The 21,132-nt window shown below is 63.6% G+C and carries 21 protein-coding genes and 1 tRNA gene; 15 read left to right on the top strand and 7 right to left on the bottom strand.

The features are described from left to right. Window positions 1–55: 55 nt before the first annotated feature. The 6 genes from AC4D2R_RS03245 (at window position 56) to AC4D2R_RS03220 (ending at window position 4,588) form a co-directional block, all read left to right on the top strand. Entirely contained in the window at window positions 56–574 is a 519-nt protein-coding gene (locus AC4D2R_RS03245) for a metallophosphoesterase family protein (RefSeq protein ID WP_490937469.1), read from the top strand. A gap of 166 nt (window positions 575–740) precedes the next feature. Then, the gene (locus tag AC4D2R_RS03240) at window positions 741–1,721 is read left to right on the top strand and encodes an NAD-dependent epimerase/dehydratase family protein (protein WP_490937433.1); all 981 of its coding nucleotides are present in this window, start codon (window positions 741–743) and stop codon (window positions 1,719–1,721) included. A 221-nt stretch (window positions 1,722–1,942) separates the two neighbouring features. Then, window positions 1,943–3,115, top strand: coding sequence for a sensor histidine kinase (locus AC4D2R_RS03235; RefSeq protein ID WP_490937431.1), 1,173 nt, complete (start codon window positions 1,943–1,945; stop codon window positions 3,113–3,115). Then, entirely contained in the window at window positions 3,108–3,797 is a 690-nt protein-coding gene (locus AC4D2R_RS03230; RefSeq protein ID WP_490937429.1) for a response regulator, read from the top strand. Before AC4D2R_RS03235 ends, AC4D2R_RS03230 begins: the two co-directional genes overlap by 8 nt. Before the next feature lie 134 nt (window positions 3,798–3,931). Then, on the top strand, window positions 3,932–4,162 hold the full coding sequence (locus AC4D2R_RS03225) for a hypothetical protein (protein WP_490937427.1): 231 nt from the start codon (window positions 3,932–3,934) through the stop codon (window positions 4,160–4,162). A gap of 171 nt (window positions 4,163–4,333) precedes the next feature. Next, window positions 4,334–4,588: a hypothetical protein gene (locus AC4D2R_RS03220; RefSeq protein ID WP_490901578.1), complete on the top strand. Its 255-nt coding sequence runs from the start codon at window positions 4,334–4,336 to the stop codon at window positions 4,586–4,588. Between the two features lie 217 nt (window positions 4,589–4,805). Here the strand turns inward: AC4D2R_RS03220 and AC4D2R_RS03215 are convergent. Continuing rightward, window positions 4,806–4,879: transfer RNA gene (locus AC4D2R_RS03215), tRNA-Met, on the bottom strand. Between the two features lie 225 nt (window positions 4,880–5,104). On the opposite strand from AC4D2R_RS03215, the gene AC4D2R_RS03210 reads away from it, so the two are divergent. Next, window positions 5,105–5,926, top strand: a complete 822-nt coding sequence (locus tag AC4D2R_RS03210) for a VanW family protein (RefSeq protein WP_490937425.1) — start codon at window positions 5,105–5,107, stop codon at window positions 5,924–5,926. 68 nt (window positions 5,927–5,994) lie between these two features. Here the strand turns inward: AC4D2R_RS03210 and AC4D2R_RS03205 are convergent, their stop codons facing one another. Beyond that, the gene (locus AC4D2R_RS03205) at window positions 5,995–6,306 is read right to left on the bottom strand and encodes a hypothetical protein (RefSeq protein ID WP_490937423.1); all 312 of its coding nucleotides are present in this window, start codon (window positions 6,304–6,306) and stop codon (window positions 5,995–5,997) included. A gap of 45 nt (window positions 6,307–6,351) precedes the next feature. Further along, the gene (locus AC4D2R_RS03200) at window positions 6,352–6,540 is read right to left on the bottom strand and encodes a hypothetical protein (protein ID WP_490901573.1); all 189 of its coding nucleotides are present in this window, start codon (window positions 6,538–6,540) and stop codon (window positions 6,352–6,354) included. Window positions 6,541–6,730: 190 nt separating this feature from the next. Here AC4D2R_RS03200 and AC4D2R_RS03195 point away from each other — a divergent pair, with 190 nt between their 5' ends. The 6 genes from AC4D2R_RS03195 (at window position 6,731) to AC4D2R_RS03170 (ending at window position 12,962) form a co-directional block, all read left to right on the top strand. Further along, entirely contained in the window at window positions 6,731–7,321 is a 591-nt protein-coding gene (locus AC4D2R_RS03195; protein WP_490937421.1) for a GNAT family N-acetyltransferase, read from the top strand. Between the two features lie 137 nt (window positions 7,322–7,458). Further along, complete coding sequence (locus AC4D2R_RS03190) at window positions 7,459–8,304, top strand: SRPBCC family protein (protein ID WP_490937419.1); 846 nt, start codon at window positions 7,459–7,461, stop codon at window positions 8,302–8,304. Window positions 8,305–8,494: 190 nt separating this feature from the next. After that, entirely contained in the window at window positions 8,495–9,313 is an 819-nt protein-coding gene (locus tag AC4D2R_RS03185; RefSeq protein WP_490937417.1) for a DUF1684 domain-containing protein, read from the top strand. Between the two features lie 138 nt (window positions 9,314–9,451). Further along, entirely contained in the window at window positions 9,452–10,600 is a 1,149-nt protein-coding gene (locus AC4D2R_RS03180) for a zinc-dependent alcohol dehydrogenase (protein WP_490937415.1), read from the top strand. A gap of 14 nt (window positions 10,601–10,614) precedes the next feature. Further along, window positions 10,615–11,190 carry a hypothetical protein gene (locus AC4D2R_RS03175; protein WP_490937413.1) on the top strand — a complete coding sequence of 192 codons (576 nt, stop codon included), beginning with the start codon at window positions 10,615–10,617 and terminating at the stop codon, window positions 11,188–11,190. A gap of 149 nt (window positions 11,191–11,339) precedes the next feature. Then, window positions 11,340–12,962, top strand: coding sequence for a BCCT family transporter (locus AC4D2R_RS03170; protein WP_490937411.1), 1,623 nt, complete (start codon window positions 11,340–11,342; stop codon window positions 12,960–12,962). Window positions 12,963–13,010: 48 nt separating this feature from the next. On the opposite strand, the gene AC4D2R_RS03165 is transcribed toward AC4D2R_RS03170, so the two are convergent. The 4 genes from AC4D2R_RS03165 to AC4D2R_RS03150 form a co-directional block, all read right to left on the bottom strand. Further along, the gene (locus tag AC4D2R_RS03165) at window positions 13,011–13,979 is read right to left on the bottom strand and encodes a TIGR03885 family FMN-dependent LLM class oxidoreductase (protein WP_490937409.1); all 969 of its coding nucleotides are present in this window, start codon (window positions 13,977–13,979) and stop codon (window positions 13,011–13,013) included. Window positions 13,980–14,084: 105 nt separating this feature from the next. Beyond that, the gene (locus AC4D2R_RS03160) at window positions 14,085–14,723 is read right to left on the bottom strand and encodes a lysyl oxidase family protein (RefSeq protein ID WP_490937407.1); all 639 of its coding nucleotides are present in this window, start codon (window positions 14,721–14,723) and stop codon (window positions 14,085–14,087) included. Between the two features lie 678 nt (window positions 14,724–15,401). Continuing rightward, window positions 15,402–17,753, bottom strand: coding sequence for a PxKF domain-containing protein (locus tag AC4D2R_RS03155; RefSeq protein WP_490937405.1), 2,352 nt, complete (start codon window positions 17,751–17,753; stop codon window positions 15,402–15,404). Window positions 17,754–17,845: 92 nt separating this feature from the next. After that, window positions 17,846–18,313, bottom strand: a complete 468-nt coding sequence (locus tag AC4D2R_RS03150) for a hypothetical protein (RefSeq protein WP_490937403.1) — start codon at window positions 18,311–18,313, stop codon at window positions 17,846–17,848. A 740-nt stretch (window positions 18,314–19,053) separates the two neighbouring features. Here AC4D2R_RS03150 and AC4D2R_RS03145 point away from each other — a divergent pair. Then, complete coding sequence (locus AC4D2R_RS03145) at window positions 19,054–20,301, top strand: hypothetical protein (protein WP_490937401.1); 1,248 nt, start codon at window positions 19,054–19,056, stop codon at window positions 20,299–20,301. A gap of 92 nt (window positions 20,302–20,393) precedes the next feature. Beyond that, window positions 20,394–21,077: a hypothetical protein gene (locus tag AC4D2R_RS03140; protein ID WP_490937399.1), complete on the top strand. Its 684-nt coding sequence runs from the start codon at window positions 20,394–20,396 to the stop codon at window positions 21,075–21,077. Window positions 21,078–21,132: the final 55 nt, after the last annotated feature.

Here is a 21,132-nt window from a genome sequence, read left to right as displayed (position 1 = left end):
CGAGAACGGTCCTTTGTCACGAGCCGGGGGTTGATCCGGTGGCAGAATCATGAGCATGGCTACCTCGTTGGTGATCCTGGCGGACACGCATCTTCCGAAACGCGCCAAGGCGCTTCCGCCTGAGGTCGAAGCCGCGGTCTCGAACGCCGACATCGTCATCCACGCCGGTGACTGGACCGAAACGGCGCTCCTCGACCACCTGCTGGAACGGTCCTCCCGCCTGATCGGGTGTTACGGCAACAACGACGGCCCCGAACTGCGGAAGAGGCTGCCCCTGGTTGCCGAAGCCCGAATCGAAGGCCTGCTGTTCAGGGTTGTCCATGAGACCGGCGCGAAGACCGGCAGGGAACAGCGCATGGACCAGCAGTTCCCCGGCACCGACGTCCTCATCTTCGGGCACAGCCATATTCCCTGGGATTCCACCACCCCGGCAGGGATGAGGTTGCTGAACCCCGGCTCCCCCACCGACCGCCGGCGCCAGCCGCATTGCTCCTACCTGAGCGCCGTGGTTGCTGACGGCAGGATCGACGCCACCCTTCACCAGCTGCCCCTGCGCCGACCGGGCGTTGGGTAGGGTTCCTCTGTAACGCGGTACGGCGGCGTCGCGACGTTCGTCAACGCGGCTGCCCGCTGTCAGGGGGCACCTGCCCGCCGCCAAGGGAAAAGGAAGGCAACATGGCCGCTCGAGTCGGCGCACCAGCTCTCCCTGCGGCCGCCGGGGATTCCAGCGGCGTGCCGCTGTGAGGCGGGTTCTCGTCCTCGGAGGCACGGCATGGCTTGGCCGGGCCGTCGCCACATCCCTGCTTGAACGGGGCGCCGATGTCACCTGCCTGGCGCGCGGCCGATCCGGACACGCCCCCGACGGTGCGCGCCTCATTACCTCGGACCGCGCCGAGGACGGCGCGTACAACGAGGTGGCCGGCCAAACCTGGGATGAGGTGGTCGAACTGTCGTCAAGCCCCGCCTTCGTCAGGGGCGCACTTTCCGCGCTCGCTCCCGAGGCGGAGCACTGGACGCTCGTGTCGTCGGTTTCCGTCTACGCTTCCAACGCCGAACCGGGCGCCGATGAGAGCGCCGCCGTCGTCGAACCGGAGGACGAGACCGACTATCCCTCCGCCAAAGCCGCAAGCGAGCGCGCTGCGGCCCGGGCGCTCGGAGATCGGCTGCTGATCGTGCGCCCCGGCCTCATCGCGGGACCGGGCGACGGGAGCGACCGCTTCGGGTACTGGGTGGCCAGGCTCGCCCTGGCCGGCCGGGAACCGGTGCTCGTCCCCGGCGTTGATAGCCGCCATGTTCAGGTGATCGACGTCCGGGATCTCGCCACCTGGATTGTCGAAGCCGGCAGCAGCACCCTCTCCGGAACCTTCAACGCTGTGGGCAACGAGCACACCTTTGCGGCGATGCTCACCGAAGCCGCAGCGGCCGCAGGGTTCACCGGGACACTCGTTGAGGCCGCAGAGGGGTGGCTGATCGAGCAGGGGGTGCACCACTGGGCCGGTCCGCGGTCGCTTCCGCTGTGGCTGCCCGGGAACGATGATGCAATGGCCCGGCGGAGCAACACAGCGTTCCGCGGCGCGGGAGGTGCCCTGCGCAGCCTCACCGAGACGCTTACCGATACGCTCGACGACGAGCGCCGCCGGGGGCTCGACCGGCCGCGCCGCTCGGGGCTCAGCCGGGCCGAAGAACTTGAACTGCTTGGACGGCTTCGGGGCGGAGCCTGAGCCGGCACTGGCCTCCGGTATTGCCGAACGGGCAGCAACTCATCCCGCGGGATGGTTCTGGGGTGCAGCAGGGATGAAAGACGTACGATCGGGCGCTAACGACGTTGGGGGCGGGATAGTTTCGGGCAATGGGGAAAATCAGCAGGTTTGGACAACGTTGGGGTGCACCGGCATCGGCCGGAGTGTTTTTCGTCTTGTGGTGCGTCGGTGAGGCCGGGCGGATGGGTGGCACTTTCCTGAACTGGCCCTCGGCTCCTTCACTGATCGCGCTCACCGTGGCGCTGGGAGTCTCGGCCCGGTTTCCGGTGATTTCGATGGCCGTGACGGGAGGGCTCCTGGCAGGCCAGGTGCTTTACCTCGTTCCGCCGATAAACTCTGACTGGCCGATCTACCTCGGGGCGGCGTATTCACTGCTGTTCATCGCCTTGAACGCCCGGCCGAAGGTGCAGTGGTCGGCGCTTGCCCTTGCCCCCGTATGCGCCGCGGTGATGGCCTTCCTGATGTTGTCGCGCCAGCATTCCTCCGGCGTCGGGTGGTTCTATATCGACGGCAGCATGTCCCGGGGCTACATGGCAGGGTATTGGATGCTTTGCGCTTCATTCCTGCTGGTGATGATGGTTCCGTTCTGGCTCGCCGGCTATGTGGTCCGCGGGTACAACGAACGCGGCACCCTGTTCCGGGAGCGGGCGGCCGCGGTTGAGGACCTGCGCGCCACCGAGGTGGATCTGATCATCGAGCAGGAACGCACCCGCATCTCAAGGGACCTCCACGACGTGCTCGCCCATTCGCTCGCCGTCATCGTGGCCCAGGCCGACGGCTCTCGCTACCTGAGCAAGGACCAGTCGAAGCCTGTGCTCGCCGCCCTGGAGAACATTGCAGCGTCGGCTCGCGGTGCGCTCCGTGATGCTCAGCGGGTCATCGAGGGCGTGAGCGGCGAGAACTCGGCCCAGCCCCAGCCCGCCCTGGGTGACGTCGACGCCTTGGTGGAGCGGCTGAACAGCGGCAGTCTGGCTGTCGAGCGCTCGGCCTCGGGGACGCCGGTGGAACTTGGCCCCGGTCAGGAGTTGGCGGTGTTCCGGATCATCCAGGAAAGCCTCACCAATGCCTTGAAGCACGGAGGCCCCGGAACCCGGGTCACCCTCCACCTCGACTGGAGCGGACCCGGCCTCTCGGTGCAGGTTGCCTCGCACGCCGGAACGGTTGCCCCCGATCCGGAACGGACGGGCCGCGGCATCCCCGGCATGCGCGAACGCGCCCATCTCGCCGGTGGATGGCTGACCGCCGGGCCCGATGGCGAAACCTTCCGTGTTACAGCGTTTGTTCCCTACGGCCTCCAGCCCTTCGCCGCCGATTCGGCTGTGCTCCAGGGCATCGTCGAGAACGCCAATGCCTGAGAGCGGTCCGCGGGGCAGCCGCATCTCCGTGGCACTGGTTGACGACCAGGCCCTGTTCCGCGCCGGCCTCCAGATGCTCATCGAGTCGCAGTCCGACATGGTGTTCAGTGGAGGTGCAGGCAATGGGCAGGACGCCATTGAGCTTGCCGAGGCCCGGCAGCCGGATGTGATCCTGATGGACCTGCGGATGCCCGTGCTCGGCGGGGTCGCAGCAACCCTGCGGATCATCGAACGGGCACGTGAGGCCGGCCGCGATCGGCCCCGGATCATCGCCCTGACCACGTTCAACCGCGACGCCGCCGTCGTTGACGCCATCCGCGCAGGCGCCAGTGGATACCTGCTCAAGAGCGCTGAGCCGGAGTTCCTTCTCTCAGCCATCCGCACCGTCTACCTGGGGTACTCAGTCATTGCCCCCGGCTCGGCACACGACCTTTTCCAACACATGGCCCGCAACGCCGAGCCGCAGCAGCCGGACCTGCAGTCGATCTCCGGGCTTTCCGCTCGGGAGAAGGACGTCTTCCTGCTCATCGCCAAAGGCCTGAGCAACGCCGAAATCGCCGCAAGCGTGTTCCTGTCGGAAGCAACGATCAAGACCCATGTGCGGAGCATCCTCAGCAAACTCGGCGTACGGACCCGCATCCAGCTTGTGGCTTTCGCCTATGAGCACCGGCTTCTTGGCTGACCGGCCGCTTGCTGCCGATCCCGCCGCCATCGGCCGTTCTCCGAGGCTGCGGTGCGTGACCAGACACCACCGGATTGAACAGTATGCTTATCTTTGCCCATGGGCAAAGCCCGACGACGCAAGAGGAGAAACGGATGGATGCGCGCCGATACGCGTACTTGGGTGATGCGGTGACCCAGGCGGTCCGCGACATCCTCCCGGTCGCAGGAAGCCTCGATGCAGGCGCGCTCGCCGTGGAACTCGAGAAGCGGGTCAGCTGGTACTGGGGGCCCGACCACGGCATGGGAAGAGCGGAGCTTCTTGCCACAGCGCACGATGTGAAGTCGACGGCAACCCGTCCGTCACGCCGCGAAGTCCGCCACTGACCGCTTGATTCGCTCCGGCCGGACCAGACATGTGTGGTGCCCGAACGGCGCCGCCGATCCGTGGCCAGGCAGGCGCCCGTCAATGTGATCAACCCGATACAGACACAGTGCTGTCCTGCAGGACCAGCGGCCTCACAATGGGAGGAACGGCGCAAGGTGAGGAAAAAATTCATGCAGTGGCTCAAAGAGAACAGGGCATCTATACCCTCGGCCGTGGCCCTCTTGGTGGTAGTCGTGTTCTGGATTGTCGCCGCTGCCGGCGGGCTCGGACTGCTCCACGACGCAAGCTCACCCATGGCCATGCTCACCGGCCTCTACCTCATGCTCGCGCTCGTCGCGGTGTCGATCATCGTTGCTGTGCTTGCCGCCACCGACCTCCTCCGCCGGGCGGCCGAGCGGCGCGGACAGCGGCGCATCATCCGCTGAGCAGGAGGCCGCAGCCCGCGCCGGTGCGGCCCCGCCGCGCCTGCTGAAAGGGCCCCCTTCCCAGCGCCCCGGGGCAGGACCAGCACCCTCAATGGGCGGGGCGTCAACGGGGAGAAAAGGCTTCGACTCATCGCCAGGAAGGCGATTTGAACGGAAACCGGCGGCGGGCCTTAACGCAGCAGGCTCGGAGATCCGCGATCTCCGAGCCTGAGCTTCGTTGCGGGGACAGGATTTGAACCTGTGACCTCTGGGTTATGAGCCCAGCGAGCTACCGAACTGCTCCACCCCGCGGCGTCTAAGCAACGCTACAGTGCGGCGGGCAGATCGACTAATCCGCCCTGATTAGCGCATTTCCCCAAACCGTTCCGAAGGGCAGGCCTTTTCCGGTGCGGCGCCCGCGGGAGGCAGCCAGGCACCCCGACACGATGTTCAGGCCACCGCGCGCGTCGAAAGCCGTACCGGATAATCGGAACCTGTTATTCGTTCATCCATGGGGGATCCGTCATCGCTAGAAAATTGTTTTCCGAGCTGTCACCGCAGACCTACTGGCTGGCCGTGAAGCGGCTTATTCTTCGCCGCAAGCTGGCCAACGCTCTGGCCGGTGTGCGCTTTTCCCGCGAGCGCAGCACGGATCCGCTGCCCGTTGCGGTGTACAAACACAACTCGATGATCCGCAGGCGCCTCGGGAACGTCGACCTGGAACTGCAGGACAACAAGGCCATCAGCCTCGGCCTCGCCGCGCCCCACGTCAACGGGATCCTGGTCCGGCCCGGCGAGACTTTCTCGTTCTGGGAGTTGGTGGGCCACTGCACCGCCAAGAAGGGCTACCGGATGGGATTGACCATCAACAACGGAGGCGCCGACGTCGGCATCGCAGGCGGGATGCGCCAGTTCACCAACCTCCTGCACTGGGTGGTCCTCCACAGCCCACTTGAAATCACCGAGCACCATCACCACGGCGAACTGGACCTGTTCCCCGACTTCAACCGGCAGATACCGTTTGGCACCGGGACCTCGATCGTCTACAACCACCTTGACTACCGCTTCATCAACCGGACCTCGAACACATTCCAGGTCCTGGTTCACGTGGCGGAAGACCAGCTGCGGGGAGAACTGCGCGCGGCCGAGCCGCTTTCGGTGAAGTATCACGTCCGGGAACGTGACGCCTACTTCTACGAGAAGGACGGCGAGGTGTACCGCCATAACCGGATCCACCGGATTCAGCGGGACAAGCGCACGGGCAATGAGATTGCCGACGACCTCCTGCTGGAGAACAACGCGCTCGTCATGTACGACCGCGCGCTGATCTCAGCCCCGGTCCTTAAGACAACGCCCTGACTTCGAAGAGCCGCGATCCTGGAAGACTGCCCGGCTGCCGTCGTCCTGCACTACAGGGCATCAGGGGCTCAGGCAAGGCCTCCCGGCTCGGTTTCTCCGGGTGCGGGCACCACGGCCGGCGGTGTTCCGTCATAGCGGGGGCTGTTCTGCGTCGAAGGCCGCCGTCCTCCCGCGCGCCGGAGCACCCCGGGAAGCGACTCCCGGGACGGGGTCTTGGTCTTGAGGGTCTCTGTTGTGCTTGAAACTGTCGATTGGACGGAAGGGCTGTTCCAGGCCTCCATGGCCTTCGACTTGATCTTTTCGTAGCTGCCCCGGCCTGCTCGGGCGCCAAAAACAAATCCGGCCGCCATGCCGGATGCGAAAACAAGCTTGTTTTTCATCGAGGTGCTCCGTTCGCAGTTGGGTGGAAGATGAGCCTCGGGCTGCTAATCGTCGGTGGGGAGGGTGCCTGTCGGAACCGTTCCTTCAGATGGCGTCATCAGCTCAGTGGGCTCCTCGGTGACCTGCTCCTGCGGGGCAGGCACTTCCTCCTGCGCGGTGTTGTCGCAGCCAAGGAGGAGCAGTGCGCTGACGGCAAGGAGGGCGGGAAGGTTCCTGCGGTTTTTCGGATTCACGCTTACCACGTCCTTAGGTTGGTTCACAGCGTGCCTGGTAACCCGTCAACCGTAGCCATCGGCGAAAATTGGAAACAAGGAGTTGCCCCGGCGGGTGGACTTCTTCCCCGCAGGGACCGACCGGCGTAAAATCACCTCCCTCGGCCCGGCCGCGCCTGGTTGGCTCGGTTTGTGGGGTTGAATCGGTTCCATGACCTTTTCCCCGATAACGTTGACCGGTTCCCTCGTCACTCTTGAACCGTTGGCGCACGAACACCGGGACGGCCTCATCGAAGCCGTCCGGGACGGCGAACTCTGGAAGCTGTGGTACACGAACATCCCGGCCCCGGAGGCAATGGAAACTGAGATCGACCGCCGCCTCGAGCGGCAGCAACACGGTGAAATGCTGCCGTTCGCTGCCCGCGACGCCCGCACCGGTTCCATGCTCGGCATGACCACCTTCTGCGACATCGACCGCTCAACGCCCCGTGCCGAGATCGGGTACACGTGGACCCGCGCGTCGGCGCAGCGGACGGGAATCAATGCCGAGAGCAAGCTGCTGCTGCTCACCCATGCCTTCGAGGCCGAGCAGTGTGCGGCGGTCGCATTCACAACGCATTGGCACAATCACCAGTCACGAGGGGCGATCGCCCGTCTCGGTGCACGGCAGGACGGAGTCCTTCGGGCTCACTCGCGCATGCCGGACGGGACCCTGAGGGACACCGTCGTCTTTTCGATCACCGCCCCGGAGTGGCCGGCCGTCCGGTCCGGGCTCAGGCACCGCCTCGCAGCCGCCCGGTAAACCCTGCCAAGGCGTGAGCCACACCGCCACACGTCACTCCACGCACTCTGGAAACGGCTCGGGGCGGGGATGTATAGTAAGCCTACTGACGAATCGGAATCCTTTTCGTCATCGCCTTTCTAATCGAAGGAGACGTTGTGAGCACGAAGGTCGAAAAACGCATTCTGGTAAACGTGCCGGTAAGCACCGCCTACAACCAGTGGACGCAGTTCGAGGACTTCCCCCAGTTCATGGGTGGTATCAAGAGCGTGACGCAATTGAGCGATGACCGTCTCGAGTGGGTGGCTGAAATCGCCGGTGTCCGCCGCAGGTGGGAAGCAAAGATCCTGGAGCAGGTTCCTGACCGCAAGGTCGCCTGGGCCGCAACCGAGGGTGCGACGAACGCCGGCTCGGTAACGTTCGAGGACCTCGGAGGGGGCCAGACGTCGGTCGTGCTCTCGCTCGACTATGAGCCCGAGGGAATCGTTGAGAAGGTGGGTGACAAGCTCAATATCGTCGAGAAGCAGGCTGAAGGCGACCTTAACCGGTTCAAGGAGTTCATCGAGTCCGAGGGTTATGCCTCCGGTGCCTGGCGGGGTTCGGTCAACGAGGGCTCACCCGTCGGGACCCCCGGCGCCATGGACGCCGCCGGATCACGTGGCGACAGCGGCAAGGCCGGAGTGTCGGGCAAAGTTGTCGCTGCCGGCGTCGGTCTGGCTGCAGCAGCGGCAGCCGGCGTAGCAGCAGCCACAAGCGGCAAGAAATCCGACGACGCCGAGCCGGCAACCGACGCATTGCCCCCCGTCACCCCCGCGTCGGAGACGACGGTGCTCCCCCCGGAGCCGGTCGACCCCTTGGTTGCGCCCACAAGCGTCGCCGACGACGACGTCGTGCGCCCGTTCGACCAGACGAACGGTCTCGCTGACACCTCGGGCGAGTCCGACGGCACAGCGGCCAGCGACACGCTCAGCGCCGCCGAGCGGGGAGACGAGCCCCGGCGCTGATCCGAGGCCGCAGTGATGCCTTGAACACCGCGCGAAATGGAGCCTGCGGCCTGTCGGCCGCAGGCTCCTTCGTGTATAGATTGCCTCGGGACGGTCCCCAAGGACTGGAAAGCCTCGTGACCTGGGCCGGGAATTCCCGTCCCGCGCGTTCCGTTATGACAAGGCTGTACCCGCCCACTTTGGAGGAACCATGAGCGCTAGTGAAAATGCCCAGTTGGAGCGCTGGCTCCGCTTTCGGAAAAGCCGGGAGGCCGCTCTCGCCACCGAGTATGGCTGGTTGACGCTCACCTCCTTCCAGTGGCTGGAAAGCGAGCCCTCCCCCGTCGAGCTGGTTCCCGGCCTGTGGTCGTTCGACGGCCCCGCCGCGGTGCTCACCGCCACGGCAGCGGACGGGCTGACCCTCGTCGACAGCGGCGAGCCCGTTGACGGAACCGTCACGGCGGAACTTGAAGACGAAGAATCGCTCATGTGGGTGCAGTATGGCGGCGACGGCAAGCAGCTGGTCGTGGAGCTTGCAAAGCGGGCGGACAAGTACGCAATCCGCACGAGGGATTCGAAGTCGCCGGTGCGCAGTGAGTTCCGGGGGGTTCCCACGTTCGAGTACCGCCCCGACCTCGTGGTTGAGGCCCGCTTCGAGCGGTACCCGGAACCCGTGGAGATGGTCATCGGCACCGCGAATCCGCTGGTCGACGGCGTCCACCGTGCCGTGGGTGAACTGGTCTTCCGGCTCCCCGGAACCGACCACGAATACCGGCTCCAGGCCGAGGAGGAAAAACTCGGTGCCCTGACTGTCACGTTTCATGACGAAACCAACGGTGAGACAACCGATGACTGGCGCAAGGTCGCCACGGCCCGTCCCCGCCCCGATGGAACGGTGATCCTCGACTTCAACCGTGCGATCAACTACCCAAGCGCGTTCACGCCCTACGGAACCTGCCCCATGCCGGTGAAGAACAACAGCCTCGACTTCAAAATCGAAGCCGGCGAGAAGCAGTTGGAGGCGGAGTAACACCCGGGCACGGGGGCCGGCGCTGGGCTGACCCTAGTACACCGCCGCCTCAACTGCACGGGAAAATCATTCCTTGACCGCCACTTTTGTGACGTGTGAGAGTTGCGAGCATCCACAGCGCTTGTTGAGGGGGCTCCCGTGAAGGCAATGGTGTACCGCGGACCGTACAAGATCCGCATCGAAGAAAAGGACATCCCGCCAATAGAACACCCTAACGACGCGATCGTACGGGTGACAACGGCTGCCATCTGCGGGTCGGACCTCCACCTCTACCACGGCATGATGCCCGACACCCGGGTCGGGATGACCTTCGGCCACGAGTTCGTCGGCGTGGTGGAGGAGGTCGGCTCCTCGGTGCAGAACCTGAAACGCGGCGACCGCGTGATGGTCCCTTTCAACGTGTACTGCGGCACCTGCTACTTCTGCTCGCGCGGGCTCTACTCCAACTGCCACAACGTCAATGCCAACGCCACGGCCGTCGGGGGAATCTACGGGTACTCACACACCTGCGGCGGGTACGACGGCGGCCAGGCGCAGTTCGTCCGCGTCCCGTTCGCCGACATAGGGCCGAGCATCATTCCGGAGTGGATGGACGAAGAGGACGCGGTGCTGCTCACCGACGCCCTGGCCAGCGGCTATTTCGGCGCCCAACTCGGGGACATCGTCGAGGGCGACACCGTCATCGTCTTCGGCGCCGGACCGGTGGGCCTGTTCGCCGCCAAGTCCTCCTGGCTGATGGGTGCCGGTCGGGTGATCGTGATCGACCACCTTGAGTACCGCCTTGAGAAGGCACGTACCTTCGCCCATGCGGAGACCTACAACTTCGCCGAGTACGACGACATCGTGGTGGAAATGAAGAAGGTCACCGACCATCTGGGCGCCGACGTCGTCATCGACGCCGTCGGCGCCGAAGCCGACGGCAACTTCCTGCAGCATGTCACCGCGGCCAAGTTCAAACTCCAGGGCGGATCACCGATTGCATTGAACTGGGCGATCGACGCAGTCCGCAAGGGCGGGACCATCTCGGTGATGGGTGCCTACGGCCCGATGTTCAGCGCCGTGAAGTTCGGAGACGCGCTGAACAAGGGGCTCACCCTGCGGATGAACCAGGCCCCGGTCAAACGGCAGTGGCCGCGGCTTTTCGAGCACATCCAGAACGGCTACCTCAAGCCCAGCGACATCATCACCCACCGCATACCCCTTGAGCACATCGCCGAGGGATACCACATCTTCTCGGCGAAGCTCGATAACTGCATCAAGCCGCTGATCATCCCCGGCACCAACTGAAACGGAGCGGACCAATGCCGTACACAGCCGACAAGCCGAGCCGCGCGAAGTCGAGTGAGGAACTGCGGAAGTTGATCCCCGGATGGGGTGCTGACCTCGATCCCAGGGACCGGCCCTCGGTGCCCAAGGAGAAGTTCGACCCTTCCCTGAACGGCGCACGTTGGGACTTTCCCGAACGGCAGCCGGAGAAGTGGCCCCGCGAGAGGTCAATCGAGCACAAGTTCCTCACCCCCGTCTTTGGAACCTCTGCGCCGCCCAAGGGCCTGTCGGGGGTGATGCGGAAGTACTCCTACAAGAAATACAGTGAAGGGCGGGCCGCGCACTGGTTGATCCTGCTGGCTGCCGACAGGGTCGACGCGTGGGAAAGCCACCTCGCCTCGTTCCTGACCCTGCGCCCCGACAACCCGGTGACGGAAACCGGAGTTCTCAGCGAAGCCACCCGCCACGGCATCGCCTCCCGGACCGGGACGAAACGTGCCGACCTCAACCATCAGTGGCTCGACCCGATCATCGTCGGAGCCCCGTGGGTTGCCGCGGGAGCACTTGGATTCTCGGCGGTAAGGCGGCTGACCAGGGCCCGCCGGCGGTGATTTCCGTCTCTTGAATGCTCCTCGACGCTTCCTTAAGGGGCCGCGGGGACAGCCCGTCCACTCGATATTCGGCGCCGTGAAGCCCGAGGTTCCCGGCTCCGGGCCGTGGAACCGGACGGCCCGGTACGAAATCAGTGGGATGGTTGAATATGTCTGATTCCCCTGTTCGTACCGAAACACCGCCCGGCGGAGAGCTTCCGCGCTCCGCCTCACCACCCACCGCACCCGGCCCCGGCAACACCGTGGACAAGCCGGTTTTCATCGTCGCTCTCTCGGTCGCGGTCGTTCTCCTGCTTGCCGCCGTGCTGTTTCCGGCGCCCTTCACCGCCATCACCACCGGCATCCTCGACGGGGTGGTCACCAAGTTCGGCTGGGCTTTCGTCCTCACGGCCACCGGGTTCGTCGCGTTCGCGCTTTTTCTCGCCTTCAGCAAGTACGGGAAGATCCGGCTCGGTCCTGACGGCTCGAAGCCCGAATATTCGACGCTCTCGTGGGTGGCAATGATGTTCAGCGCCGGCATGGGTATTGGTCTCATGTTCTACGGCGTGACTGAACCTATTTCGCATTACCTTGCTCCCCCAATCGAGGGAGTCGAGCCGGGTACTCCTGAAGCCGCGCGCCAGGCAATGAACTACACCCTGTTCCATTGGGCGATCCACCCCTGGGCGATCTACGCCGTCGTGGGCCTCGCCCTCGCCTACTCCGCCTACCGCAAGGGCCGTGGAGCAGGCTTCAGCGCCGCGTTCACCTCCCTTTTCCGTGGACGGCCTGCCCCCAAGGCCCTCCGGGCAGTCGACGTTTTTGCAATCTTCGCCACCCTTTTCGGATCGGCAACCTCGCTGGGCCTTGGCGTCCTGCAGATGAACGGTGGCCTGACCAAGGTCTTCGGGCTCGGTAACAGCCTTGGCATCCAGATCGCCATCATCGCCGTGCTCACGGTCTGTTTCGTCGTTTCCGCTGTGAGCGGCGTCAGCCGCGGAATCAAGTGGCTCTCGAACGGAAACATGATTCTCGCCCTTGCGTTGTTGTTCTTCCTCTTCGTTGTTGGCCCGACCGTCTTCATCCTCGAACTGATTCCAGCGTCGGCCGGCAGCTACCTTGCCGCCCTCCCTCAGATGGCATCCCGCACCGGGGCCTTCGGCGGACACGAATGGCTCGCAGGCTGGACCATTTTCTACTGGGCCTGGTGGGTCTCATGGACGCCCTTCGTCGGCTCGTTCCTCGCCAAGATCTCACGCGGTCGAACCATCCGGCAGTTCGTCATCGGCGTCGTTGGCGTCCCCAGCGCCATCAGCCTGATCTGGTTCAGCGTATGGGGAGGAACCGCGATAACCGCCCAGAACTCGGGAACCGATATTGCGGCCGCGAACGCGGAAAGCCAGGAATCAGCGATGTTCGCCCTGCTGGCGGACTATCCGCTGGCCGCGGTCACCTCGGTCATCGTCGTTCTTCTCGTCGCCGTATTCTTCGTCTCCGGCGCAGATGCATCGTCGATCGTCCTCGGTTCTCTCTCCTCCCACGGCGCAGTGATACCGCGGAAGTGGCTCACCATTCTCTGGGGAACCCTCACTGGCGCCGTAGCCGCTGTGCTGCTGTCGGTTGGAAGCCTCGAAGCGCTCCAGACCCTGACAATCATCGCCGCAGCCCCGTTCGTCCTGATCATGATCGGACTGTGCACGGCGTTGATGATTGACCTCAGGAACGACCCGGCGGTGCGTAGAACCGGATCAACCCGATTCCGCGTCGGCGTGCGAACGCCGCCTGCGGGTTAACACAACCCCTGCGGGCTGCGTGGCGCATAGGGATGGTTCGATCTACCCCTACGCGCCGCGCAGCAGCGGCAGGACCTTCGCACCGAAGACCTCGATGAACCGGGCCTGTTCCTGGCCCACATGGTGAAGGTAGAGCTCGTCGAAACCCAGCTCCAGATACTCCTTCAGCCACTGGACGTGCTGCTCGGGGTCGCTTGAGATATTGACTGTCCCGCGGACCTGTTCCAACGAAACGCCCTGCCGGTCGGCGAGCGCGTCGAAGTCCTGAGCCGTCGCCAGATCCCACGTGGTAGGAGGTCCGACGGCGTTGGTCCGCCATTGGCGGTGCGCAATGGACTCGGCTTCGGCTTTCGAGTCGGCCCAGCTGAGATGGACCTGAAGCACCGCCTTGCCGCCGCCCCCTGCCCCACGGTAGGCCGCGAGCAATTCCTCAAGCGTTCCATGATCCTGGTTGGTGGTAATCAGCCCGTCCGCCCACGCGGCGCCCCTTCGTGCTGTCTCGACGGACATCGCCGGGGCGAGCAGCGCGGGCAGGGGATCGGGCGTATCCCACACCCTCGCGTGATCCACGGTCACGAGGCCATGGTGCGTAACCTCCTCGCCCGCATGCAGCCGCTTGATGACGTCGACGCATTCCTCGAGCCGGCGCTGCCGGAAGTCCTTGTCAGGCCAGACGTCGCCGGTGACGTGCTCATTCATGTTCTGCCCACTGCCAAGGGCAAGCCAGAAGCGGCCGGGAAACATCGCTCCAAGTGTTGCCGACGCCTGCGCGGTAATGGCGGGGTGGTAGCGCTGGCCCGGCGCCGTCACAACACCGATACTGAGTCCGGTGGTTGCAAGCGCAGCTCCCAGCCAGCTCCAGGCGAACCCGGCATGAGCCTGCGCTCCGGACCAGGGTTCAAAGTGATCTGAACACATCGCCGCATCGAATCCCGCCGCTTCCGCCTGCTGGACGTCCAACAGGAGCTGAGCCGGTGAAATTTGCTCGTGCGAAGCATGGAATCCGATAACAGGCATATTCGTGTCTAGCATCCGTGCCCCGTGGTGTCGAGGCTCCTCCTCGTCCGACGGAGTTCCGGGACTGGCTGCTCAGGCGGTCTCGGCCCCGGCGTGGAAAGCCTCTCAGCAACCCTCACGCACGATGGAAACCTCCGATTCGGTGATGCGGACCAGGGTCGAGGCAACGTTGTTGTCCCGCGTGACTTCGGTGAGCAGACGTTCCGGATCCACTTCGGCCTCTACGCAGAAGTTGCCTGGCAGCTTCAATCCCTCAAGCTCGATGTACTGGCCTTCGAGGTACCAGTCGTACACGTCGGCCCAGCCCTCGGTCAGGCCCTGACGGACCTCGAGCGCTTCATGTTCCTCATCGGCGCCGCAGTCGAACTCCTCCGGATCGTACCGGGAGGGCTTACCACCGAGGTTGCCGTCATCGACGATGCACCAGCCCTCCTTATGTGATCCCGTCCACTCCGAGCCTGACTCGGGCCTCATCCTGTACCGCTCGAAGTCCTGGAAGTGGAAGTGCTCGTGGCCGTCGACCGTTTCGTAGCGGATGACCGCGTCCGTTTGCACTTCCCGCTGCGAACCGCCCTGCTGGAGGATACTCTGCGTCACCGTGAGATCAGCGGTCATCGTACTGTCCCGCGTGCCGACGACGTCGAGAGGGCCCGACCCCTCGTTGACGACGTCGGTGTCGAACCGAAGGACCCGCTTGTCGCCCTCGTAGGCAAGGCGGAATGTCTCCAGCGGCAGCATGGTCATGTCGGGAAGAAGGTCCCCTTCCTCCGTCGTAACCGGTGCCGCAGGAGCGGATTCAGAAGCTGAAGGTTCGGGGGTGGCTTCCGTAGCGCTGGGAGGGCCCTGCGTGCTGCAGGAACAGGTGATCAGCGCGATCGTCACCGCCAGAAGGGATCGCCGAACAGGGTTTGAGGATGACATCACATACCTCCGAAGTGGGCGGGATATGCCCGAGAAGAACCGGCGGACCCGCCTCTGGCCCGCCATGTTGCTGAGATTAGCGCGGCTCCGGATGTCAAGTACATGAAGCGCGGGAATCGTGAAGGGGCTTGCGTTTCCGGGCCCTCTGATCTAGGGAAGCTACTCGGAGGCCAGAATCAGTCGGATTGCGTTGCAGGGCCAGGTTTCCCCGCACTCGGCACACTCTTCACCTATGGTTTTGGCCTTCGGCTGGTGCTCCTCCCATTCGGCTCGCGCAAACGGGAGCACTCCGCTTGCTTCGGAGCTGCTTGCTGTATCGCGGCCCAGACGCTCCTCAACCAAGGCGGCGATCTGGCTGTAGGAAAGGCCTTCCAACGGCGGGTGGCTCATGACCCAAGGCTACTGCGGTCACTGCCCTGAAAAACAGGTTGGGACAGGTCCGTTAAGCGACCGGTGGCCTTCCGTGCAATGTGCAGGGAAGGCCACCGCCCTTGCGGTTCGTTACTTACGGAACCGGAACATGGCGTCGTGCACGCTTCCGTCATCGAGGCCGAGTTGGAAAACACGGCATGTGCCTGCCCACTGCGGATCTGTCTTCCAAACGTAGGTGTATTGACCAGTCGAGGCATCGAAGCCAAGACCACTAGCGCCTGCAGCTGTCGTTGACTCGACTTCGTCGACCGGCGCTTGAGTGTCACACCGCACCGTGCGGGACGTTGGTGTGCCCTCAGATATTACACCGAGTCCGAAGTCACCGCCCAAGCTGAACTTCAGCGGTACCGCCCGGCCCGCCTGCATGGCATTCAGGGCGGGAGCTGGGTCAACGGGCGGCTGGAACCCGCCGAACTCGTACTTTGACGCGGCCTTAACAATGACCGAGCCGCTTAGGCCCATATCACCCGCCTCGGTAAACGCTGTGACACTGATTTCCACATCGGCATCACGTTCGACATCGGTGATTGTGAACGCCCTTCCGGTTCCATCGGTCATGCCGACCGGGATTCCGTTGACCGCAACGCCAAAGCGGTTGGCCGCATTGGCAGCATCCGAATCCCAACTCACTTCAACAGTGCTGCCACCACTGGCGTTCGCTACCACCTTGGCTTGAATGTTTCCGGGAGCGGGAAGCTGGTTGGAGGCGGGGCCGGACCCAACATGGACGAATGCGGAGATATTCGAAACGGTTCCGTTGGCATCCCGCATGCGCACCTGCATAACCCCGTCGAATACATCAGGGTAGTTGCGCATGGCAACCGGCGTCGTCGATGATTCCTCAAACACCCCGTCGCCGTTGTAGTCCCATTCGTAGGACACTATCGACGAGTTCGGGGAATAGGACGTTGAGACATCGAACGTGATGTTCTGGCCCGGCTGGGCGTAGTAGTGGGGGTGCTTTATCAGTGCGACCGGTCGCGTGTTGATCTTCGTGAGAGCTTTCGTTAGCGCCGCTTCAGTGTCACCGGTGTTGACAATCACCTCACCCGTCGTCGCCTGTGCCAGGGAGGAGTAAAAGCTGCCGTACCAGGACGGGACGACCGGATAGACATTGACCGGGTCTATCTCAAGCGCCCTCTTGGCTACGGCTGCCAAGGTGCTTCCATCGACCTTGTCAGGGTCGTGGTATCCGGCGTCAGTGAGCAGGATCGCCGCCTTGGTTGCACCATTGCGCCATTCGAGTCCGTTGAACGCCGTCATCAACGCGTGGAGGGCTGCTTCCGGCAGATCACCGCCGCCATAGGCCCGTATCGTCGCAAGCTTCTCGTTGAAATCGGTGGTGTCTTCGTTGAATCCTGAGAGGATTTTCGCAGTGAACGTGTCTCCCTGGTCCTTGTATTCGACAAGTGCGACGCGCCCGCGCTGCGCTTTGATGGTGGTAGCCATTTTCGCAGCAAAGCTCTTGGTGTCTTCGATTTGCCAACCCATTGAGCCGGTTGAATCGATGAGGAACACCACATCCAAGCCAGTGGTTCCGCTACCGGTGTCCTTTATGGAGGTGTCGATTTTATCTGCACGGTCCGGGAATGCCTGCTGAAGCCGTTCAGCGATTTCGATTGCGGCTGCGCTGATGTCCCCTCCCGCAGACTCGTAATCTTCATGCCCGGAGTTTTCGAAAGCGTTTTTTGATGAGCCGCATACGAAGTCGCGGTCGGCGCACCACAGCCCTGTACTCGAAGTCCAACTTGCCGGGAGATAGGGCTTTCGAGCACGGAGCGCACCCCCATCGGTGTCGCAATTCGGCACTGTTCTCCGCCAGTCGGAGTACTCTTCGCCCCGGCACGCGGGTGGGGATGCCCCCTCTCCCTCGGGAAGGTGGAGTTTCGGGTCCCCGAGGAGAGCTTGGAAGAGAACCTTTGAGCGAAGATCAGCCGGCAGGGATTCAACATAGGTTTCACCGACGGTCTGCGCACCTTGGGAGTACCCGCCTAGAACGAAGACCGCCCCAGGGCAGGCTTCGGCTCTAGCCTCCAGGTATGCATTCATTTCGGCGATGCCGCTGTTGACGCTTGCTCCATAGTCGAAGCTTCCGCCGCTGCTGTTGTTGGCGCCTATCATGTTCCAAAACCCGGACCAGGATGCGGGATCGACACTGACCGCCGGATATTGGTGCCCGTCTATGCTCTCTTTACCAAGCTCGTAGAAGTGATATGAAAGCGCTGTGCCGATACGCGTCGCTACTTCGCTGTCGAAAGCTCTTGCTTCTGCCGCGCCAGTTACCTGGCCCGAGCCTCTCGCGAAGACAGATTCGACTTCAGCGCAGGGAGCGTCGATTGCCGGAGTGGCGGCTGACGCTGGTAATCCCATCAGGTGCGATGCCGCTATCGCAGCACTGAGCAGCGCGGCCGAAGGCAGCACAAGTCTATTTCCAAACATATTTCCCCCATTACTCGCTTACCCGAAAGCCGCCGATCAGCGGCTCCCGCTCGGTTCCGCGCGGGACTTCCGTTTCACCCGCGTGACGATTCCACATGCAAATGGAACAAGCTGTTCGCACCCCGATCTGGGCTAGTAACTCCCATCGATATTTCGTACCCCTCAGCAATAGCCGAACCCGAGCACACTTGCCCCTCGCCGATTCTCTTTTCCTGACGCCTGCAGTCTCCCTCAACCTGAGCGTCCAGTCCGGCCGCTTCGGTCAGGCGCAGCAGGTCTTCTGGCAGGAGCTCTTGATCAGCCTGCCAAGTCCTGCTCAACCCGGGACAGGGATTGGCATCGAGACAGATGAACTTTTCCTTTTCAATATTTTCGGATACCAGCGTCCAGCTGATGGGCACTTCTATACGGTCGGCCAACGCAATCATGCGGTCAGTTTCTTGATCGTGTGCGCGGATAATTACAACAGCTACAGCCCCCCATAAAAGAACCGCCACGATGACTATCGCGCCAACTGTTTTTCTCAATTTTGCACCGGACACCTTCCAAGTTGACCCGAGCCTAGTGGGCGGCCTCCGGGAGCGGATGAAAACAAATCCGCAGTTTTTACGCAGTTTTTTGTTCCGTGGATATTTCGGCACTCAAAGCAACCGACGCTGTTCATGGGAGGCCGAATGCATTCATGCTGGGTGATCTTCGCTTCCATCGGCGCGCGATGGGGGTTTAGGACGCTCCATCCTAGGGCAATAGGGCAGGTGCCGAGTGCAGCCAAACAGAGGCTGGTACAAAATTCGACCGCGAGCAAGTACGCTTCACCCAACGATTAGTTTTGGGGGAAACATGGCCGTTGAGGCACTTCGCTATCCGCATTTCCGAACACGCATCCCGGTTCACCGGCGTGCATCCACTTCGGCCTCGGCGGCGGACCCGCGCCGGGTGTCACCGCCCCGGCTCACAAGCACGAGCCAGTCGCCGCCCGGCAGCGGCCTCCCCACGCACTCGCATCGGCGATGAACGCCGCCCCGAGCACGGCATTCCTGGCGGTTACCGCCTGCTGACGCGGTTCCCGAAGCCGTCATCCGATCCACCGGAATCGAAGCTCCGTCGTAGGCGACCGCCGACACCCGAAAGCACCATTTCGCACAGGGGTGGGCAAAAGCCTCGCTGTCGATCCCCGCAATACGTGGCTACAGCTGGCACATGCCGCCCTGACCTCATCTTCTACCGCGCAACCGGCAACCGGTCGCCCACCTTGCAGACCCAATTTTTCAAAGGACTATCATTGCTCTCCAAGAACAGACTGCTCGGACTCACCGCCATCCTCACGATGGTGCTGATGGGAGGTTCGCTCTCGGCAGCGACGCCGGCGCATGCCTCCGCACAGGTCACAAATCCATGCGCTCGCCTGACCTCCGGCCAGGTCAAGTACTCGGGCTTCGGCGCGAAGCGCGTCACTTTCGCAACGACGACGGTACGGGCCACAAGCACAGCGCTGGTCACGAGCTGCGTTCGTTCAGGGAGCACGTACTACCAGGAGTGGCAGACCCGCGGGTACGTCGGCATCAACGGCTTCAAGCCACCGGGGGTTGCCAGCGGACATACCAAGGACGAGTACTCACCCACGGGGTCCTTTTCCGTGACGGAAGGCTTTGGTCTTTACAATCCGGGCACCAATCTGCCCTTCCGCACGCTGAACCGAAACTCGCGCTGGGGCGGGGGCGGAGAGTACGCCTCCAACTACAACAAGTACTTTGAGTCGACACGGGATGTCTGGCCCGACGAGAACATGTGGTGGTTCGCAACACGCCCCAGCGGCGACTACCGCCTTGGCGCGGTCATCAACTACAACCGCCCGCCGGATTCATCGATCAAGGCTGGTGCTGGCTTCGCAATCTTCGTTCACTCCAACCCCGCCCCCACCGCGGGGTGCATCTCCCTGCCTGAAGGCCAGGTGGCCCGGTTCCTCCAGACCGCCGCTTCGGGCGACCGCATCATCATGGGCTCCGTCGACGACGTCTTCACCCCGTACCGGAACAATCCACTGGGCCCCGTCATGGGAAAGTATTCCTCCGCCGGAGGCCAGGTGAAACTGGGCAACCCGGTGGCGAACCAGGTCTACGGGCAAAGCGAAGGCGGCTCCTACCAGGACTATGCGCGGGGGCGCGTCATCTGGTCCCCGACGACGGGCGCCCGCTCCATCACCGGAGTCGTTCGGACAGCCTGGGAGGGGCGCGGCGCCCATAACGGGGTTTTGGGCTATCCCCGTACGGATCAGATTTTCGGCCTGATCAACGGAGGCTCCCAGCAGTTGTTCCAGCGCGGTGCCATCGTCCATTCCCCTACCAGTGGAGCACGAATCTCCACCGGGCCGATCCGCACCGCATGGGGACAGACCGGCTATGAGAAGGGACGGCTCGGCTACCCGATCACCAACGTCTACAAGAACCAAGCAGGCGCCTCGGTCCAGGACTACCAGCGCGGCACCATCACCTGGAGCGCCGCTGCCGGCGCCCGGGTCATCTACCGCTAGGGGCGCCCTGCACCGCGCCGACCCATCCTAAAAGTGTCAGTGGCCGAACATACGGTAGGTACAAGAGGTTGGGTCGGGCTCGGAGGAGCGCCATGGACACGGTCGTATTTTCCTCACCGCGGATTTTCGATTATCCGTGGACGCGGGAGCAGTTGCTGGCGGCCGCCGAGGCCAACCGGGAAGCACAGGAACACAGCGAATACCGCCTGGCGGCCAAGGTGATGGCGGGCCGGGCGAACGCCGTCGACCTTTCCCGAATCCGCGCAATGGTGATCACGGTGATGGGTGGAATCGAGGGCACCCATTACATCTGCGGATCCCTGCAGGGGGCCTGTATGGCGATCAACCTTCCGGGCCTTTTTTCGAACCGGCAACTCCAACTGCTCCTCGCTCCACTGGTCGCGGCAGGTGCCCTTGATGGTCCCGGCTGGGGTTCGTCGGAGTGGTCCTCGCCGGTCACGCCCGAGTTGAATCCCCATACCGGGTTCCGGAGTGAAGCGGTGATGTCCGGCCAGATCGACGCCCGACCTTTGCCTGAGGTCCGGTCACAAGCCGGTCCCGGACGCCTTGACGACCCACTGACCTCGAACCCGGTCCGGGACCTTGACGAACCGGATCCACGAGGACGGATCCGCCGCCGTGTCCAAGCAGCTCCCCGTTCTTCCGAACGGCACGGCCCTCGTCCCGTTGGCGGGTCGGATTCGTCGTGGATCCGTCATCGCCGCCGCCACCGCGCGGTTCATCAGTTGGAAAGATCAATTGCGCGTTCGAACTAGGGTGCCGGTCAACAACTCCGCGGCCGTCCGCGTTATCGGCGTTGCTGACCGGCAC

Source organism: Arthrobacter sp. TJ-217, from assembly GCF_058269255.1.
The sequence above is the reverse complement of the archived record's forward strand: the minus strand, read 5'-3'. Positions and strand labels throughout refer to the sequence as shown.

Bases quoted from the DNA above. Each gene is read 5' to 3' on its own strand.
- AC4D2R_RS03245 (WP_490937469.1), top strand. From the start codon at position 56: ATGGCTACCTCGTTGGTGATCCTGGCGGACACGCATCTTCCGAAACGC.
- AC4D2R_RS03235 (WP_490937431.1), top strand. From the start codon at position 1,943: ATGGGTGGCACTTTCCTGAACTGGCCCTCGGCTCCTTCACTGATCGCG.
- AC4D2R_RS03230 (WP_490937429.1), top strand. From the start codon at position 3,108: ATGCCTGAGAGCGGTCCGCGGGGCAGCCGCATCTCCGTGGCACTGGTT.
- AC4D2R_RS03225 (WP_490937427.1), top strand. From the start codon at position 3,932: ATGGATGCGCGCCGATACGCGTACTTGGGTGATGCGGTGACCCAGGCG.
- AC4D2R_RS03220 (WP_490901578.1), top strand. From the start codon at position 4,334: ATGCAGTGGCTCAAAGAGAACAGGGCATCTATACCCTCGGCCGTGGCC.
- AC4D2R_RS03205 (WP_490937423.1), bottom strand. From the start codon at position 6,306: ATGAAAAACAAGCTTGTTTTCGCATCCGGCATGGCGGCCGGATTTGTT.
- AC4D2R_RS03195 (WP_490937421.1), top strand. From the start codon at position 6,731: ATGACCTTTTCCCCGATAACGTTGACCGGTTCCCTCGTCACTCTTGAA.
- AC4D2R_RS03185 (WP_490937417.1), top strand. From the start codon at position 8,495: ATGAGCGCTAGTGAAAATGCCCAGTTGGAGCGCTGGCTCCGCTTTCGG.
- AC4D2R_RS03175 (WP_490937413.1), top strand. From the start codon at position 10,615: ATGCCGTACACAGCCGACAAGCCGAGCCGCGCGAAGTCGAGTGAGGAA.
- AC4D2R_RS03170 (WP_490937411.1), top strand. From the start codon at position 11,340: ATGTCTGATTCCCCTGTTCGTACCGAAACACCGCCCGGCGGAGAGCTT.
- AC4D2R_RS03165 (WP_490937409.1), bottom strand. From the start codon at position 13,979: ATGCCTGTTATCGGATTCCATGCTTCGCACGAGCAAATTTCACCGGCT.
- AC4D2R_RS03160 (WP_490937407.1), bottom strand. From the start codon at position 14,723: ATGACCATGCTGCCGCTGGAGACATTCCGCCTTGCCTACGAGGGCGAC.
- AC4D2R_RS03140 (WP_490937399.1), top strand. From the start codon at position 20,394: ATGGACACGGTCGTATTTTCCTCACCGCGGATTTTCGATTATCCGTGG.